Source organism: Stenotrophomonas sp. YJH_SMC_64 (assembly GCF_059371375.1).
This window is the reverse complement of the sequence record NZ_JCAFUN010000013.1, coordinates 103,204-118,937: the sequence shown is the minus strand read 5'-3', so window position 1 is coordinate 118,937 and position 15,734 is coordinate 103,204. Positions and strand designations below refer to the sequence as shown.

17 protein-coding genes are annotated in these 15,734 nt (G+C 66.8%); 10 read left to right on the top strand and 7 right to left on the bottom strand.

What is annotated here, in order from left to right:
• Positions 1-162: 162 nt before the first annotated feature.
• Positions 163-1,017 (top strand): iron-sulfur cluster carrier protein ApbC, encoded by an 855-nt coding sequence (apbC, locus tag AC5P9L_RS15355; protein WP_005414099.1) that lies wholly within the window; start codon positions 163-165, stop codon positions 1,015-1,017.
• Positions 1,018-1,095: 78 nt separating this feature from the next.
• Positions 1,096-1,668, top strand: a complete 573-nt coding sequence (dcd, locus tag AC5P9L_RS15350; RefSeq protein WP_005410499.1) for a dCTP deaminase — start codon at positions 1,096-1,098, stop codon at positions 1,666-1,668.
• A gap of 106 nt (positions 1,669-1,774) precedes the next feature.
• Here dcd and AC5P9L_RS15345 read toward each other — a convergent pair whose 3' ends face one another.
• The 3 genes from AC5P9L_RS15345 to AC5P9L_RS15335 are packed head-to-tail and all read right to left on the bottom strand — an operon-like array spanning position 1,775 to position 3,048.
• Positions 1,775-1,942 carry a LiaI-LiaF-like domain-containing protein gene (locus AC5P9L_RS15345; RefSeq protein WP_005410498.1) on the bottom strand — a complete coding sequence of 56 codons (168 nt, stop codon included), beginning with the start codon at positions 1,940-1,942 and terminating at the stop codon, positions 1,775-1,777.
• Between the two features lie 15 nt (positions 1,943-1,957).
• Positions 1,958-2,380, bottom strand: coding sequence for an HIT domain-containing protein (locus AC5P9L_RS15340; protein WP_005410497.1), 423 nt, complete (start codon positions 2,378-2,380; stop codon positions 1,958-1,960).
• Positions 2,377-3,048 carry a dienelactone hydrolase family protein gene (locus AC5P9L_RS15335; RefSeq protein ID WP_279915538.1) on the bottom strand — a complete coding sequence of 224 codons (672 nt, stop codon included), beginning with the start codon at positions 3,046-3,048 and terminating at the stop codon, positions 2,377-2,379. The genes AC5P9L_RS15340 and AC5P9L_RS15335 overlap by 4 nt, the downstream gene beginning before the upstream one ends.
• A 204-nt stretch (positions 3,049-3,252) precedes the next feature.
• Here AC5P9L_RS15335 and rimO point away from each other — a divergent pair, with 204 nt between their 5' ends.
• A complete protein-coding gene (rimO, locus tag AC5P9L_RS15330) occupies positions 3,253-4,614 on the top strand; it encodes a 30S ribosomal protein S12 methylthiotransferase RimO (RefSeq protein ID WP_049436796.1) in 1,362 nt (453 codons plus the stop codon).
• Positions 4,611-5,447 (top strand): DUF3025 domain-containing protein, encoded by an 837-nt coding sequence (locus tag AC5P9L_RS15325; RefSeq protein ID WP_279915535.1) that lies wholly within the window; start codon positions 4,611-4,613, stop codon positions 5,445-5,447. The genes rimO and AC5P9L_RS15325 overlap by 4 nt, the downstream gene beginning before the upstream one ends.
• 157 nt (positions 5,448-5,604) lie before the next feature.
• Here AC5P9L_RS15325 and greB read toward each other — a convergent pair whose 3' ends face one another.
• Both greB and AC5P9L_RS15315 read right to left on the bottom strand, forming a co-directional pair.
• Entirely contained in the window at positions 5,605-6,111 is a 507-nt protein-coding gene (gene greB / locus AC5P9L_RS15320) for a transcription elongation factor GreB (protein WP_279915534.1), read from the bottom strand.
• Positions 6,112-6,190: 79 nt separating this feature from the next.
• Positions 6,191-7,696, bottom strand: coding sequence for a helicase HerA-like domain-containing protein (locus AC5P9L_RS15315; protein WP_279915533.1), 1,506 nt, complete (start codon positions 7,694-7,696; stop codon positions 6,191-6,193).
• A 122-nt stretch (positions 7,697-7,818) separates the two neighbouring features.
• Between AC5P9L_RS15315 and AC5P9L_RS15310 the strand changes: the two genes are divergently transcribed.
• The gene (locus AC5P9L_RS15310) at positions 7,819-9,423 is read left to right on the top strand and encodes a transglycosylase SLT domain-containing protein (RefSeq protein WP_164171010.1); all 1,605 of its coding nucleotides are present in this window, start codon (positions 7,819-7,821) and stop codon (positions 9,421-9,423) included.
• Between the two features lie 20 nt (positions 9,424-9,443).
• On the top strand, positions 9,444-9,791 hold the full coding sequence (locus AC5P9L_RS15305; RefSeq protein WP_005410490.1) for a ribonuclease E inhibitor RraB: 348 nt from the start codon (positions 9,444-9,446) through the stop codon (positions 9,789-9,791).
• Between the two features lie 91 nt (positions 9,792-9,882).
• Here AC5P9L_RS15305 and asd read toward each other — a convergent pair whose 3' ends face one another.
• A complete protein-coding gene (asd, locus tag AC5P9L_RS15300) occupies positions 9,883-10,725 on the bottom strand; it encodes an archaetidylserine decarboxylase (RefSeq protein ID WP_005410489.1) in 843 nt (280 codons plus the stop codon).
• On the bottom strand, positions 10,722-11,372 hold the full coding sequence (locus AC5P9L_RS15295; RefSeq protein WP_171968565.1) for an SCO family protein: 651 nt from the start codon (positions 11,370-11,372) through the stop codon (positions 10,722-10,724). Before AC5P9L_RS15295 ends, asd begins: the two co-directional genes overlap by 4 nt.
• A 123-nt stretch (positions 11,373-11,495) precedes the next feature.
• Here AC5P9L_RS15295 and prmB point away from each other — a divergent pair, with 123 nt between their 5' ends.
• The 4 genes from prmB to AC5P9L_RS15275 all read left to right on the top strand — a co-directional run bounded on the left by prmB (position 11,496) and on the right by AC5P9L_RS15275 (position 15,677).
• Positions 11,496-12,425: a 50S ribosomal protein L3 N(5)-glutamine methyltransferase gene (gene prmB / locus AC5P9L_RS15290; protein ID WP_010483043.1), complete on the top strand. Its 930-nt coding sequence runs from the start codon at positions 11,496-11,498 to the stop codon at positions 12,423-12,425.
• The gene (aroC, locus tag AC5P9L_RS15285) at positions 12,422-13,525 is read left to right on the top strand and encodes a chorismate synthase (protein ID WP_133050378.1); all 1,104 of its coding nucleotides are present in this window, start codon (positions 12,422-12,424) and stop codon (positions 13,523-13,525) included. Before prmB ends, aroC begins: the two co-directional genes overlap by 4 nt.
• A complete protein-coding gene (locus AC5P9L_RS15280) occupies positions 13,518-14,555 on the top strand; it encodes a 2-hydroxyacid dehydrogenase (protein WP_032966934.1) in 1,038 nt (345 codons plus the stop codon). The genes aroC and AC5P9L_RS15280 overlap by 8 nt, the downstream gene beginning before the upstream one ends.
• 93 nt (positions 14,556-14,648) lie before the next feature.
• Entirely contained in the window at positions 14,649-15,677 is a 1,029-nt protein-coding gene (locus AC5P9L_RS15275; protein WP_005410484.1) for an aspartate-semialdehyde dehydrogenase, read from the top strand.
• The last annotated feature ends 57 nt before the right edge of the window (positions 15,678-15,734 follow it).

Sequence of the window (15,734 nt, the reverse complement as noted above, 5' to 3'; positions counted from 1 at the left end):
GTGCGCGCTGGAAACCAGCTCCGCAGCCCAAAACAGTGCTTCAGGAACGTAACATGAACTTAACAATCTGTGCACGAATCTGTAGCAATCCTGAATTTCAGTCAGGCTACGTCCAGCTTGTATGATGTTGGGTTATTCCCCCTGATACAGCTGGTGCCCGTTGTGAACAGTTCCCCCCGCCGCCCCCATGCCAGCCAGGTCCAGAAGGGACTGACGCCACATGCCCGCATCCGCAATGTCATCGCGGTCGGCTCCGGCAAGGGCGGCGTGGGCAAGTCGACCACCGCGGTCAATCTGGCCGTGGCGCTGCAGCAGCTGGGCGCACGTGTCGGTGTGCTGGACGCGGACATCTACGGCCCCAGCGTGCCCGCCATGCTGGGCTTGTCCGGGCGGCCGGAAAGTCCCGACAACAAGAGCATCGAGCCCCTGCGCGCGTTCGGCGTGGACACGATGTCGATCGGTTACCTGATCGAAGAGGACACGCCGATGATCTGGCGCGGTCCGATGGCCACCTCGGCAATGACCCAGCTGTTCAACGACACGCTGTGGGATGACCTGGATTTCCTGCTGATCGACCTGCCGCCGGGCACCGGCGACATCCAGCTGACCCTGACCCAGAAGATCCCGCTGGCCGGTGCGGTGATCGTCACCACGCCGCAGGACATCGCCACGCTGGATGCGAAGAAGGCGCTGAAGATGTTCGAGAAGGTCGAGGTGCCGGTGCTGGGCATTGTCGAGAACATGGCCGTGCACACCTGCAGCAACTGCGGGCATGTCGAGCATCTGTTCGGCGAGGGCGGTGGCGAGCGCATGGCCGCGCAGTACGGCGTGCCGCTGCTGGGATCGCTGCCGCTGCAGATCGGCATCCGCGAGCAGGGCGATAGCGGTACCCCGATCACCGTGGCGCAGCCCGATTCGGTGCCGGCGCAGGCCTACCGCCATGCCGCGCAGCGCCTGATCGAGGAAGTGGGCAAGCGCCCGCGGGCGTCGATTCCGATCCTGTCTTCGCTGCTGTAAGCACCTCGGCCGGGGCCGTCGGCGATGCCCGGCCCCCTGCTAGAATCCTCGCGCCCCTCGTATCCCCCAGGACAAAGCATGAGCATCAAGAGTGACCGTTGGATCCGCCGCATGTCCGAGCAGCACGGCATGATCGAGCCGTTCGAGGCCGGGCAGGTCAAGCAGGCCAACGGCGAGCGCATCGTCAGCTACGGCACGTCCAGCTATGGCTACGACGTGCGCTGCTCGCGCGAGTTCAAGGTGTTCACCAACATCAACTCGACCATCGTCGATCCCAAGCATTTCGACTCGGGCAGCTTCGTCGACATCACCGCCGACGAGTGCATCATTCCGCCGAACAGCTTCGCCCTGGCGCGTACCGTCGAGTACTTCCGCATCCCCCGCGACACCCTGGTGGTGTGCCTGGGCAAGAGCACCTATGCGCGCTGCGGCATCATCGTCAACGTGACGCCGCTGGAGCCGGAATGGGAAGGCCACGTCACCCTGGAATTCAGCAACACCACGCCGCTGCCGGCGCGCATCTACGCCAACGAAGGCGTTGCACAGATGCTGTTCTTCCAGGCCGCGGCTGATGACATCTGCGAGACGTCGTACCGCGATCGTGGCGGCAAGTACCAGGGCCAGACCGGTGTGACCCTGCCGCGGACCTGAAGATTGCAGGCGGTTTGTGAAGCCGAGCCATGCTCGGCTTCAAGGCGGGGCAGCCGAGCATGGCTCGGCTCTGCATGAACGAGGGCGGCGCAATGCGCCGCCTTCGTTATTTTCCGCGCCCGAACAGCATCGCGATCCCGACACCCACCAGCGCCACCGGCCACCAGGTCAGCAGCAGCTTGGACAGGTTCAGGTGCGTCCAGCCGAGGTTGCTGGCGAGCATGAACAGGCCGATCAGGATCAGCAGGATGGCGGCAACGAGGTTGAATCGCATCGGGTCGGCGAAGGCTCAGGTGTGGGCCGGATATCCTAGCCGTTCCTTCCAGTAGGCGACATGCTGGTCCAGTGCGGCCGCTTCGTAGCGGTGCGCGGGACCGCTGCCCCAGACCGGGCCCGGCCAGGCCGGATCACCGTCATGGCGGCCGATCACGTGGAAGTGCAGCTGGCGCACGATGTTGCCCAACGCGCCGATGTTGATCTTCTCCACCCCGTCGGCGCCCTTCAGGGCCTTGCAGGCGCGGTTGAGCTCGGTGCGCAGCTTGTCCTGCTGCTCGCCGTCCAGCTCGATCCACTCGGTGACCCCGGCCAGGCGCGGTACCAGTACCAGCCACGGGAATCGTTCGTCGTTCATCAGCCGCACTTGCGACAACGGTCCTTCGGCCACCAGCACGCTATCGGTGGCCAGGCGTGAATCGAGTTCGAATTCGCTCATCCAAGATGCTCCGAGAAGAAGTCCAGGGTGCGTTGCAGCGCCAGGGCGGCGCTGTCTGGATCATACGCATGTCCGACCTCCCGGTTGAAGGCGTGGTCGGCCGGATAGACGAAGGTGGCCATCTGCGGCAGCTTCTCGCGATGGGCCTGGACCGCTTCCGGCGGGATGCTGCGGTCCTGGGCGCCGAAGTGGAAGATCACCGGCGCCTTCGGTGTCTCATCGAGGAACTGGACGTTGCGCGCACCGTAGTAGCTGACAGAGGGCAGGCCCAGGCGCACTGCGGACAGCGTCGCTACCGTACCGCCCCAGCAGTAGCCGACGGTGCCGACCTTGCCGTAGGGGGCCAGCCGGGTGGCTGCCGCGCGAACCACTTCCAGCGCCTTCTCCATGCCCAGCGCGCTGACCCGTTCCAGGCCCTGCTTCACGCCGTCGGCGTCGTAGGGCAGGGCATCCGGGTCGGCATCGGGGCCATCGACCAGGTCAAAGAACGACGGTGCCAGCACCGCATAGCCCGCGGCGGCGAAGCGCTCGGCCACGCTGCGGATGTGCGGGTTGGCGCCGAAGATTTCCTGCACCACCACCAGCCCGCCTCGCGCGGCGCCCTCGGGGAGTGCCTGCCAGGCCCGTACCGCGCCGTGGTGCGTATCCAGGGTGATCCACTCGGCCATCGTCATCTACTCTCGTTGCAGGGACAGGACTGCATTGTCGGTGCTGCGAGGGTTAGCGCGGTGTCAGCGGCTGTGCGCGATCGGGCGGCTGGCCGTTCAGAGCCCGGCCGCCAACCCCGGTATACTGGCGCCCTTTCAGGCCCCGGCCCCCAGGACCCCCTGCCACGCCGGCAGGGGCCCAGGCCCCCAGAGTCCCGCGATTCCATGTCCCAGCTGAACCCCAAAGTCGGCTTCGTCAGCCTTGGCTGCCCGAAGGCCCTTGTCGATTCCGAGCGCATCCTTACCCAGCTCCGTTCGGAAGGTTACGACATCGTCCCGTCCTACGATTCGGCTGACGTGGTGGTGGTCAACACCTGCGGCTTCATCGATTCGGCGGTGACCGAGTCGCTGGACGCGATTGGCGAGGCGATGAACCAGAACGGCAAGGTCATCGTCACCGGCTGCCTGGGCAAGCGCCCGGAGCAGATCCGCGAGGCGTATCCGAACGTGCTGGCGGTGTCCGGCCCGCAGGACTACCAGAGCGTGATGGAAGCGGTGCATGAAGCACTACCGCCCAAGCACGATCCGTTCGTGGACCTGGTGCCGGACTACGGCATCAAGCTGACCCCGCGCCACTATGCCTACCTGAAGATCTCCGAAGGCTGCAACCATAAGTGCAGCTTCTGCATCATTCCGTCGATGCGCGGCAAGCTGGTCTCGCGCCCGGTGGATGAAGTGCTGCGTGAAGCCGAGCGCCTGGTGCGTGGTGGCGTGCGCGAGCTGCTGGTGGTTTCGCAGGACACCTCGGCCTACGGCGTGGACGTGAAGTACGCCGAGAAGATGTGGCGCGACAAGGCCTACCAGACCCGCCTGAAGGCGCTGTGCGAAGGCCTGTCCGAGCTGGATGCGTGGGTGCGCATGCACTACGTCTACCCATATCCGCATGTGGACGAGGTGGTGCCGCTGATGGCCGAGAACCGCATCCTGCCGTACCTGGACATCCCGTTCCAGCACGCCAGCCCGCGCATCCTGCGCCTGATGAAGCGCCCCGGTGCGGTCGAAAAGACCCTGGAGCGTGTGCAGAACTGGCGCCGCATCGCGCCGGACATCACCGTGCGTTCGACTTTCATCGTCGGCTTCCCGGGCGAGACCGAGGCCGAGTTCGAAGAACTGCTGTCGTTCCTGGACGAGGCACAGCTGGATCGCGTCGGTGCGTTCGCCTACTCGCCGGTCGAGGGCGCCACCGCCAATGACTTGCCCGATGCCGTGCCGGAAGAAGTGAAGCAGGAACGCCTGGCCCGTTTCATGGAGAAGCAGGCGCAGATTTCCGCCGCACGCCTAGAAGCCAAGATCGGTACCGTGCAGCAGTGCCTGGTCGATGCCATCGAAGGTGACATCGCCGTGGCCCGTTCCAAGGCCGATGCGCCGGAGATCGACGGCCTGGTGCACATCCAGAATGCCGACCAGGTGCCGCTGCGCGTGGGTGAGTTCGTCGACGTGGAAATCACCGAGAGCGATGAGCACGACCTGTACGGTGATGCGCTGCCGGCCGCTACCCGCCCGGCATTCGATCTCAAGATGCTGTGACCGCAGCGACGACCGCCGCCGGTGACGGCAGCGGTGTGCGCCGCTTCGTGCCGCCGCCGCGTGCGGCGGTCGATCCGCAGGTGTTCGCGCACCCGGTGTTTGCCGGGTTGCGCGACGTCCATGACCTGCTGGCCAGCCCTGAGTGGCCGTCCATTGCAGCGCTCGAGGCACGCCTCGCGCTGCCCGGCAAGCACCTGGTCGAGCAGGATGCCGCGCTGCTGGCCGACGGCCTGCACTACGAAGCCCGCATCGCACAGGGGCGCATCGCCACCCGCGCCGACAACTGGCATGACCTGTTCAATGCACTGGTGTGGGCCCGTTACCCGCAGCTCAAGCAGGTGCTCAATGTGCAGCAGTGCAGGCATATCGCATCCATGCCGCCGGGCCAGCGCAATCGCGCGCAGGCCGCGCTGACCCAGTTCGACGAAACCGGTGTGATCGTGCGTGTGCGCGATGAGGACGTGTTGGCCGCATGGGACGTGCATGATTGGCCGGCGTTGTTCGAGCCTGCGCGCTGGCAGAGTGGTGACATCGCTATCGCTGCGATATTCGGGCACGCGCTGATGGAGCAGGCGCTGCTACCGGGGCGCCTGCTGGTCGGCAAGTGCGTGGTGGTGCACGGTGAAGTCGATGATGCCTGCGTTGACGCAGTGACCGCGGCCATCGCCGAGGGCAGGGCAGTGGCCGATCCCCTGCAGTTGCGTCCGCTGCCGCTGGCGGGAATCCCGGGCTGGCACCAGGGACAGGATGCCGCCTTCTATGCAGATGCCGCGTACTTCCGCCCGCTGCGGGCCGGCCGCCAGTACCCGCCGCCGTTGCACAGGGCTATGTAGAGTCGACTGTCAGTCGACTGCTCTTCGTTCCGAGGCCGTGAACGCCCGACAGGTGGCTTCGGCGAGTCATCAACCGCGATGAGGAGCGCGGTGCGCTTACCGTCCGGCTGCGGAGGTTTGTGCCGCGCTTGGCGCGGTAGTCGACTGACAGTCGACGCTACAGCGGTTCGTATTCCACGCTGATCACCGCGAAGGTGAACTGGCCGCCGGGCAGTTCCACCGAAAATTCATCATCCAGCCGCTTCTTCAGCAGCGCACGCGCCAGCGGCGAATCGATGCTGATCCAGCCCAGGCCTGCGTCGGTCTCATCCGGGCCGACAATGCGATAGCGGCTGGTGTCGCCACTGTCCACGTTCTCCAGTTCCACCCATGCGCCGAAGAACACCGCCAGCGGATCGGTCGGCGTGGTATCAACCACGCGTAGCGATTCCAACCGCTTGGTCAGGTAGCGCACACGACGGTCGATCTCGCCCAGCTGCTTCTTGCGATAGGTGTACTCGGCGTTTTCCGAACGGTCGCCTTCCGCAGCGGCCGCGGCCAGTGCCTTCACCACCTCGGGGCGGCGCACACGCCATAGGTCATCCAGCTCGGCCTTCAGCCGGGCGTGGCCGGAGGCGGTGATCAGGGCGGTACTCTTTTCTGCAGGGGGACGCCAACGCGACATGTGGTGCGACTTCTTTTCAGGGGAACGATGGGGTCGGATCCTTTCCGCAGGAAAGGGATCCGACCCCAGTAGTGGCGGATCAGCGCTTGCCGCCGAAGATGCCACCCAGGATGCCACGCACGATCTGGTTGCCCAGCTTGGTGCCGACGGTGCGCGTGGTCTGCTTGGCCATGGTTTCGATCATGCCCTGGCGGCGCTTGGTGCCGAAGATCGCGTCCTTGATTGCCTGGCCGAAACCGCCTTCCTGCGCTTCGTCCTGCTCGCGACTACGCGCGGCCGGTGCCTGCGCCTGTTCGACGGTCTTCTGCGCACGCTGGGCCAGCAGTTCGGCGGCCGATTCACGGTTGATCGCGGTGTCGTAGCGGCTGCCGACCGGGCTGCCGGCACGCACCTGGGCACGCTCGGCGTCGGTGATCGGCCCCATCCGGCAGCGCGGCGGCGCGATCATCGTCTGCTGCACCGGCATCGGCACACCCTTGTCCTGCAGCGTGGACACCAGCGCTTCGCCGGTACCGAGCTGGCTGAGCACCTTGGCCACGTCCAGCTTCGGGTTCGGCACGAAGGTCTCGGCAGCAGTCTTCACTGCCTTCTGGTCGCGCGGGGTGAATGCACGCAGCGCATGCTGCACGCGGTTGCCGAGCTGGCCGAGGATGTTGCCCGGTACGTCATCAGGGAACTGCGAGCAGAAGTACACGCCCACGCCCTTGGAGCGGATCAGGCGCACCACCTGCTCGATGCGCTGCACCAGCGACGGGGGTGCATCGTCGAACAGCAGGTGCGCTTCGTCGAAGATGAAGACCAGCTTCGGCTTGTCCAGGTCGCCCACCTCCGGCAGCTGCTCGAACAGCTCCGACAGCAGCCACAACAGGAAGGTGGAATACAGCTTCGGCTTGAGCACCAGCTGGTCGGCGGCAAGGATGCCGATCATGCCGCGGCCGTCGTGATTGACCCGCATGATGTCGGCCAGTTCCAGGGCCGGCTCACCGAAGAAGTTCTCGCCGCCATCCTGCGCCAGGCGCAGCACCGACCGCTGGATCGCAGCGATGGACTGCGCGCTGACCAGGCCGTACTCGGTGGAGATGTCCTTGCGCTCCTCGGCCACCAGGCCGAGCAGCGCGCGCAGGTCGTCCATGTCCAGCAGCAGCAGGCCACGGTCGTCGGCCAGCTTGAACACGATGTCGAGCACGCCGGACTGGGTGTCGTTCAACTCGAGGATGCGCGCCAGCAGGGTCGGGCCCATCTCGCTGACCGTGGTGCGCACCGGGTGGCCGAGCTTGCCGTACAGGTCCCAGAAAATGGTCGGGCTGGCGGCCGGTGCGTAGTCGGCCACGCCGATCTCGGCGGCGCGCTTGAGCAGGTTCTCGGCGCCGGTGCCGGGCACCGCCAGGCCGGACACATCGCCCTTCACATCGGCCAGGAACACCGGCACGCCCAGCCGCGAGAAGCCCTCGGCCAGGGTCATCAGGGTCACGGTCTTGCCGGTACCGGTGGCGCCGGCCACCAGGCCGTGGCGGTTGCCGAGTCTCGGCAGCAGGGTGACGGCCACATCGTCGGTGATGCCTTTGCCGAGCAGAATCGGATCCATGGTCCAGCCCTTGTGGTGAATAGCCCAATGTTAACCGCCGGCGGTGACGGTCCGAAGGTCGGCTTGCCCGGACCTTGGCGGCGCCGCTACTCTGCCTGCCTGTTTCGCACACAGTGCCATCAATGCCCGTTCCTGTCCTGATTTCCCGCGGTTGGCCGCTGCTGGCCCTGGCCGGCCTGGTTTCCCTGGCGCCCGACGCCCATGCGCAGCGGGTTTCGGCCCGGGACAAGGTGAAGGTGGATGCGCTGCAGCAGCGCATGACCGTCGCCGAGAAGCGTTACAGCGATGCGCTGCTGCTGGTCGCCAATGCCGACCCCAAGGGCAGCAACGAAGCCGACGCCGCGCTGGAGGACATGGAAGATGTCCTCAACGACTGCGTGAAGCAGAAGGGCTGCCAGATGGGCACCCTGCTGGCCAGCTACAAGCGCCTGCTCAAGCACGACGCCGACGCGGCCGCCAGCAATGAGGTGACCGACGAGGGCGGTGACCGCCTGGAAGCCGACCCCGACCACATCGGCCCGCTCACCGCGGACGTGCCGGAGGCCGCGCGCGCTGCCGCGCTGCTGAACGACAAGCGGCACGCCTTCGACAGCATGGTCGAATACAACCCGGCGGTGCAGGCCGGCATCCGCCGCTGGCTGACCGACATGCGCCCGGCGTTGCTGACCAGCTACGAGAACTACCAGAACCTGCGTGCGGTGATGTGGCCGGAGTGGGAGAAGCGTGGCCTGCCCGAAGCGCTGCTGTTCGGCATCATGGCCAAGGAATCCAACGGCCGCGTGCATGCCTCCTCGCGCGCCGGCGCGGCGGGCCTGATGCAGTTCATGCCGGCCACCGGCCGCCGCTTCGGCCTCGGCCCGGACGGCACCGGCTTCGACACCCGCTTTGACGCGCGCAGCGCCGCCGAAGCCAGCGCCAGCTACCTCAACGAACGCCTGCGCGAACTGAACAACAACGTGGAAATGTCGGTGGCCGCCTATAATGGTGGCGAAGGCCGCGCCGCGCGCGTGTTCAAGCAGAGCGCCGGGCAGAGCTTCTGGACCGACAGCGTCTACAACCAGTTCCCCGGCGAGACCAAGGACTACGTGCCGATGGTGATCGCCGCGGCCTGGATCTTCCTGCACCCGCAGCAATACGGCGTGGAGTTCCCGAAGATCAGCGCGCAACCGGCCACGCTGCGCCTGGCCAAGTCGACCACCATCTACGAACTGACCATCTGCCTGGGCAGCCACGGCACCCGCGATGGCTACATGCGCGCGCTGCGCAACCTCAACCCGCGCTATGAGGCCGATGGCTGGATCCCGGCCGGCACGCTGATCAATGCCACCACCCGCATCGCCGGCCTGTACCAGCGCAACTGCGTCAGTGGCCCGCGTGCCGACCTGGCCCGGACGCTGATCACCGCCGATCTGAACGCAGCAATCAAGCGCCCGACCGCGACCAGCTACACCGGGAGCGTGGCCGTGGGCGGCGTGGTGCCGGTGGCCGATGCGGCCGCGTCCACCAGCGTGCCGACCACGCCGGTCGCTCCGGTGGCCACGCCGCGCCCGGCGGCGCGCCCGAAGCCGGTGCGCAGCCACAAGGTGGGCCGGGGTGAAACCCTGGGCGCCATCGCGGCCAAGTTCCAGTGCGACGTGCCCACCCTGGCCCGTGCCAACGGCCTGAAGGCCCCGGCCTACAGCCTGCGCCACGGCCAGACGCTGAAGCTGCAGGGCTGCGACAAGTAATCCCCTACCCTGGAATCCGCATGGACCTCGAAGACACCCGCAACCTGTTCGCCAACCTCCGCGAAAACACCGACTGGGACATCACCGGCCCGTTGCTGTGGGGGTACTTCTTCGTGCACTCCACTGCCGAGCCGTTGCAGGCACTGGCGCAGCACCTGCAGGCGCAGGGTTACACCTTCGTGGAATTGTTCGAACAGGATCCGGAAGAGGGCGACGCGCCGTTCCACGTGCTGCATGTGGAGCGCGTCGAGATCCACGACGAAGCCTCGCTTGACCGCCGCAACCAGGAATTCGCAGCGCTGGCCGCGGAGAAGGGCGTGGAAGACTACGACGGCATGGACGTCGGTCCGGCCCCGTCCCTGCAGTAACGCGCGTACCGGTAGTGCCGGCCGCTGGCCGGCAATGCTCGACGCGTTGGATCAGCGGAGATGCCGGCCAGCGGCCGGCACTACCGAAGCCTCAGCGCAGCTTCGCCAGCGCCTGGCCCAGCTGCACCGGGCTTTCAGCGCCCAACTGCGGGGCGAAGTCAGCCACGCCTGGCGGCAGCAGCACGATCACGGTGGAGCCGTAGTTGAAGCGCGCCATCTCGGCAAAGCGCTCCAGCCTGATGCCCTGGCCGCGGTAGTCCTTGCGGGTGATGCGGTCGCCATAGTGCGGAATCTCCTCGCCGCTCCACACGGTTTCCACCCCGGACACCAGCAGCGCACCGACCATCACGCTGACCATCGGCCCGAAGCTGGTGTCGAAGTGGCAGACCAGGCGCTCGTTGCGGGCGAACAGGCGCGGTACGCCGTTCACTGCCGCCGGACCAACGCTGAACAGGCGCCCCGGCACGTGCACGGTCTCACGCAGGGTGCCGGTCCACGGCATGTGCACGCGGTGGTAATCGCGCGGCGACAGGTACACCGTGGCGTAGAGGCCATCGTTGTATGGCTTGGCGTCCTCGTCACTGCCCAGCAGTTCGGCAGCGGTGAATGACTGGCCCTTGGCCTGGAAGATGCGGCCGGCCTCGATCTTCCCCAGCTGGCTGATGCGGCCGTCGGCCGGCATCACCAGGCTGCGCGGATCGGCGTCAGCCACGCGCGCGCCCGGCTTCAGCGCACGGGTGAAGAACTGGTTGAAGGTCGCATAGCTGCGCGGGTCCGGGTTGGCCGCTTCGTCCAGGTTGACGTTGAACTTGCGGGTGACCGTGTCGATCAGCCAGCGCGATACGCGCGGATCGTCCGAGTACGCCAGCGAACGCGCCATCGAGGACAGCAGGCGGTGTGGCAGGGCGTACGTCAGGGCGGTGGTGAGGCTCATGGGGCGGTTTTCTCGGTCAGCTTCTGCAGGTCGCGGGCAATGGCCGGCGCGTTGAACGGGGGGCGTACCAGGCCGGCAAGGCGGCCCTGCGGGTCGAGCACGGCCAGGCTGGCCGAATGCTCGACGGTGTAATCCTCGGGGTTCTCGTCGAAATGCTTGCCCGGTACCTTCTGGAACACGAAGCCCAACGAGGTGGCGAAGCGCTCCAGCGAGGGAACGTCAGCGGTGGCGGCCAGGGTGTCCTTGTGGAAGCCGTGCACGTACTCGCCGAGGCGGGTGGCGCTGTCGCGGTCGGGGTCGACCGAGATGAACAACACGCGTGGGCGCAGGCTGTCGGGCAGGGCTTCCCACTGGTTCTGTGCGCCGGCCAGCTCGGCCAGGTTGGTCGGGCAGACGTCCGGGCAGAAGGTGAAGCCCAGGAATACCAGGGTCCAGTGGCCCTTCAGTTCGCCCGGGATCAGGCGGGTGCCGTCGGACTGGGCCAGGTTGAAGTCGGGCAGTTCGCGCGGCTGCGGGTACAGCGTGATCGCTTCGGTGGCCGGGGCATTGGCCGGTGGCTTCGGCGCGAACAGCTGCTGGGCGGCCAGCAGGCCGAGACCCGCCGCCAGGGCGATCAGCAGGATGATGCCGGCGTTGCGATTGAACATGGGGGCTCCCGCGCGAAGTGGGCCCCATCATACCGGCTGTGGCCCGAATCGTTTCCGCCGCAACGGATGCCGCCACGGGCGCCAGCCCCTATAATCGGGGGCCACTTTGCCCGCAGTACCGCCATGACCGCTGAAACGGCCGCCGAACTCCACACGATCATCGATCTGATCCGCTACGGCACCAGCCGTTTCAACGAAGCCGGACTGACCTTCGGGCACAGCTACGACAATGCGCTGGACGAGGCCACCCAGCTGGTGCTGCACAGCCTGCACCTGCCGCACGACCTCGGCCCGGCCTATGGCCAGGCGCGCCTGCTGCAGGCCGAGAAGCTGCGCGTGCTGGAGCTGTTTCAGCGTCGCATCGACGAACGCATCCCGGCCGCCTACCTGACCGGTGAGGCCTGGTTCGCCGGCCTGAGCTTCAAGAGCGACAAGCGCGCCCTGGTGCCGCGCTCGCCGATCGCCGAACTGATCGAATGCGGCTTCGAGCCGTGGCTGGCCGGCCGCGATGTCAGCCGTGCGCTGGACCTGTGCACCGGCTCGGGCTGCATCGCCATTGCCATGGGTCACTACTACCCGAACTGGGAAGTGGACGGCGTCGACCTGAGCGACGATGCATTGTCGCTTGCCGAAGAAAACAAGGAGCGCCTGCAGGCGCACAACGTCACCCTGCTCAAGTCGGACCTGTTCAACGGCCTGACCGGCCGCCACTACGACCTGATCGTCACCAACCCCCCGTACGTCACCAACGACGAGACCGATGCCCTGCCGCAGGAATACTCCTACGAGCCGGAGATGGGCCTGCGTGCCGGTGACGATGGCCTGGACCTGGTGTTGAAGATTCTGCGTGACGCCCCGCTGCACCTGAGCGAGGACGGCCTGCTGATCTGCGAAGTGGGCGAATCCGAGCAGCATCTGGTCAAGCTGCTGCCGGAAGTCGATTTCGCCTGGATCGAATTCAAGGTCGGCCAGATGGGCATCTTCGCGGTCGAATGCCGAGAGCTGATCGCGCACAGCGCGCGCATCACCGAACTGGCGGCGCAGCGCCCGTGAGTTCCAATTCGTTCGGCAAGCTGTTCACCGTCACCACGTTCGGCGAGTCGCACGGGCCGGCCATCGGCTGCGTGATCGATGGCTGCCCGCCGGGGCTGGCGCTGGACGCGGCCGAATTCGCCCACGACCTGCAGCGTCGCGCTACCGGCAAGAGCCGGCACACCTCGGCGCGCCGCGAGGCCGATGAGGTCGAGATCCTGTCCGGCGTGTACGAGGGCCTGACCACCGGCACGCCGATCGCCCTGCTGATCCGCAACACCGACCAGCGCAGCAAGGATTACGCGAACATCGGCCAGCAGTTCCGGCCGGGTCATGCCGACTACAGCTACTGGCACAAGTACGGCATCCGCGACCCGCGCGGTGGTGGCCGTTCCTCGGCGCGCGAGACCACCATGCGCGTGGCTGCCGGCGTGGTTGCCAAGAAGTGGTTGGCCGAACGCTTCGGCGTGACCGTGCGCGGCTACCTGTCGCAGCTGGGCGACATCACCCCGGGCGGTTTCGACTGGTCGGCGGTGGAGGACAACCCGTTCTTCTGGCCGCACGCCGCACAGGTGCCGGAGCTGGAGGCGTACATGGATGCGCTGCGCAAGTCCGGTGATTCGGTCGGTGCGCGCGTGGACGTGGTGGCCGACAACGTACCGCCGGGCTGGGGCGAGCCGATCTACGGCAAGCTTGATGGCGAACTGGCCGCCGCGCTGATGAGCATCAACGCGGTGAAGGGCGTGGAGATCGGCGACGGTTTCGCCAGCGCCGCACAGAAGGGCACCGAACATCGCGACCTGCTGACCCCGCAGGGCTTCGCCAGCAACCATGCCGGCGGCATCCTCGGTGGCATTTCCACTGGCCAGCCGGTGGTCGCCTCGATCGCGTTGAAGCCGACTTCCAGCTTGCGCCTGCCGGGCCCGTCGCTGGACACGGCCGGCAATGTGGTCGAGGTGGTCACCACCGGCCGCCATGATCCCTGCGTCGGCATCCGTGCCACCCCGATCGCCGAGGCGATGGTGGCGATGGTGCTGATGGACCAGGCGCTGCGCCATCGCGCGCAGTGCGGCGATGTCGGCACGATCACCCCGCGCATTCCCGGGCAGATCGATGGCTGACACGCGGCCGACCGTGTGGGTGAGCCAGCCGCTGATCGACGCGGCCATCGCGCCGCTGCGCGATCGCGTGCAGCTGCGCAGCACCGATGTGGTCACCGCCTGGTCGCCCGACCAGATCGCCGAACAGCTGGCCGGCGTCGACGGCGCGATCATCACCCTCAACGAGCGCATCGGTGCGGCCCAGGTGGCCGATGCCGCGCAGCTTCAGGTGATCGCCAATGTCGGCGTCGGCTACAACAACCTGGATGTCGATGCGCTCAGCGCAGCCGGCATCCTCGCCAGCAACACGCCGGACGTCCTGACCGAAACCACCGCCGATCTCGGTTTCGCCCTGTTGATGGCGACCGCGCGCCGGATCACCGAATCCGAGCGCTGGCTGCGCGAAGGCCAGTGGCAGCAATGGTCGTTCCAGACCATGCTCGGCGCAGACATCCATGGCAGCACGCTGGGCATCCTCGGCATGGGCCGCATCGGCCAGGGCATCGCCCGCCGCGGCGCGCATGGTTTCGGCATGAAGGTGCTGTACCACAACCGTTCGCGCCTTCCGGCCGAGACCGAGGCTGCGCTCGGCGCGACCTACGTGGACCTGGACACGCTGCTGGCGCAGTCCGACCACCTGGTCACCGTGCTGCCCTACACGCCGGCCTCGCATCACATCATCGATGCGGCTGCGCTGGCGAAGATGAGGCCCTCAGCCACCCTGGTGAACATCGCCCGCGGCGGCATTGTCGACGAACTGGCGTTGGCCGACGCGCTTGCCCGAGGCCGTCTGGCCGCTGCCGGCCTGGATGTCTACGAGGGCGAGCCGACGGTGCGTCCGGAGCTGCTGGCGCTGCGCAATGTCGTGCTCACGCCGCACATCGGCAGTGCCTCGCTGGCCACGCGCACGGCGATGGTACAGCTGGCCGTCGATAATCTGGTTGCCGGGCTCGGCCTGGATGGCGCACCCTCGTGCATGCCGAGCGCGATCAACGCTGACGCGGCAATGGCTGCGCGCGTGACGCTGGGCAAAAAAACCGGGAAACGATAGGGAACCTCCGCGCGCCCCGCCTGAGGAGGTTCCCCGAACCCAGCTGTCGTGCGTGTTTCTTCCCCATTCCCGTTTTCGTGAGAGTTTTCCCCCATGAGCAATGCACAGCGCAGTTTCCACGTTGCCGTCGTCGGTGCCACCGGTGCGGTCGGCGAGACCATGTTGTCGATCCTGGCCGAGCGTGGTTTCCCGGTCGGTACCCTGAGCGTCCTGGCTTCCGAGCGTTCGGCCGGCGGCGAGATCGAATTCAACGGCCAGAAGGTCAAGGTGCAGGACCTGGCCACCTTTGATCCGAGCGGTGTCGAGATCGCGCTGTTCTCGGCCGGTGGCAGCGTGTCCAAGGAATACGCACCGAAGTTCGCCGCTGCCGGTGCGGTGGTGATCGACAACTCTTCGGCCTTCCGTTACGACGATGACGTGCCGCTGGTGGTGTCCGAGGTCAATCCGGAACAGGTGGCCAACCGTCCGCGCGGCATCATCGCCAACCCGAACTGCTCGACCATGCAGATGCTGGTGGCGCTGGCGCCACTGCACCGCAAGTACGGCATCGAGCGTATCAACGTCTCCACCTACCAGTCGGTGTCCGGCGGCGGCCGTTCGGCTACCGAGGAACTGGGCAAGCAGACCGGCCAGCTGCTGAGCTTCCAGGAAATCGATCCGCAGCGCTTCCCGGTGCAGATCGCCTTCAACCTGATCCCGCACATCGACGACTTCCAGGACAATGGCTTCACCAAGGAAGAAATGAAGCTGATCTGGGAAACCCGCAAGATCCTCGGCGACGACAGCATCCTGGTGAACCCGACTGCGGTGCGCGTGCCGGTGTTCTACGGCCACTCCGAGTCGGTGGCGATCGAGACCCGCGACAAGGTCACCGTCGCCGAAGCGCGCGCGCTGCTGGAGCAGTCGCCGGGCATCGAAGTGGTGGATCGTCACGAAGCCGGTGGTTACCCAACCCCGGTCACCCACGCCTCGGGCACGGACGCGGTGTACGTCGGCCGCATCCGCGAGGACCTCTCGCACCCGCGCGGCCTGAACCTGTGGATCGTGTCGGACAACGTGCGCAAGGGCGCGGCGTTGAATGCCGTGCAGCTGGCCGAGCTGGTCGCCGCCGAGCAGCGCTGATCACAGCGGTTGCCTCACCGGTAGTGCCGGCCGCTGGCCGGCATTGCCGTGATCCTT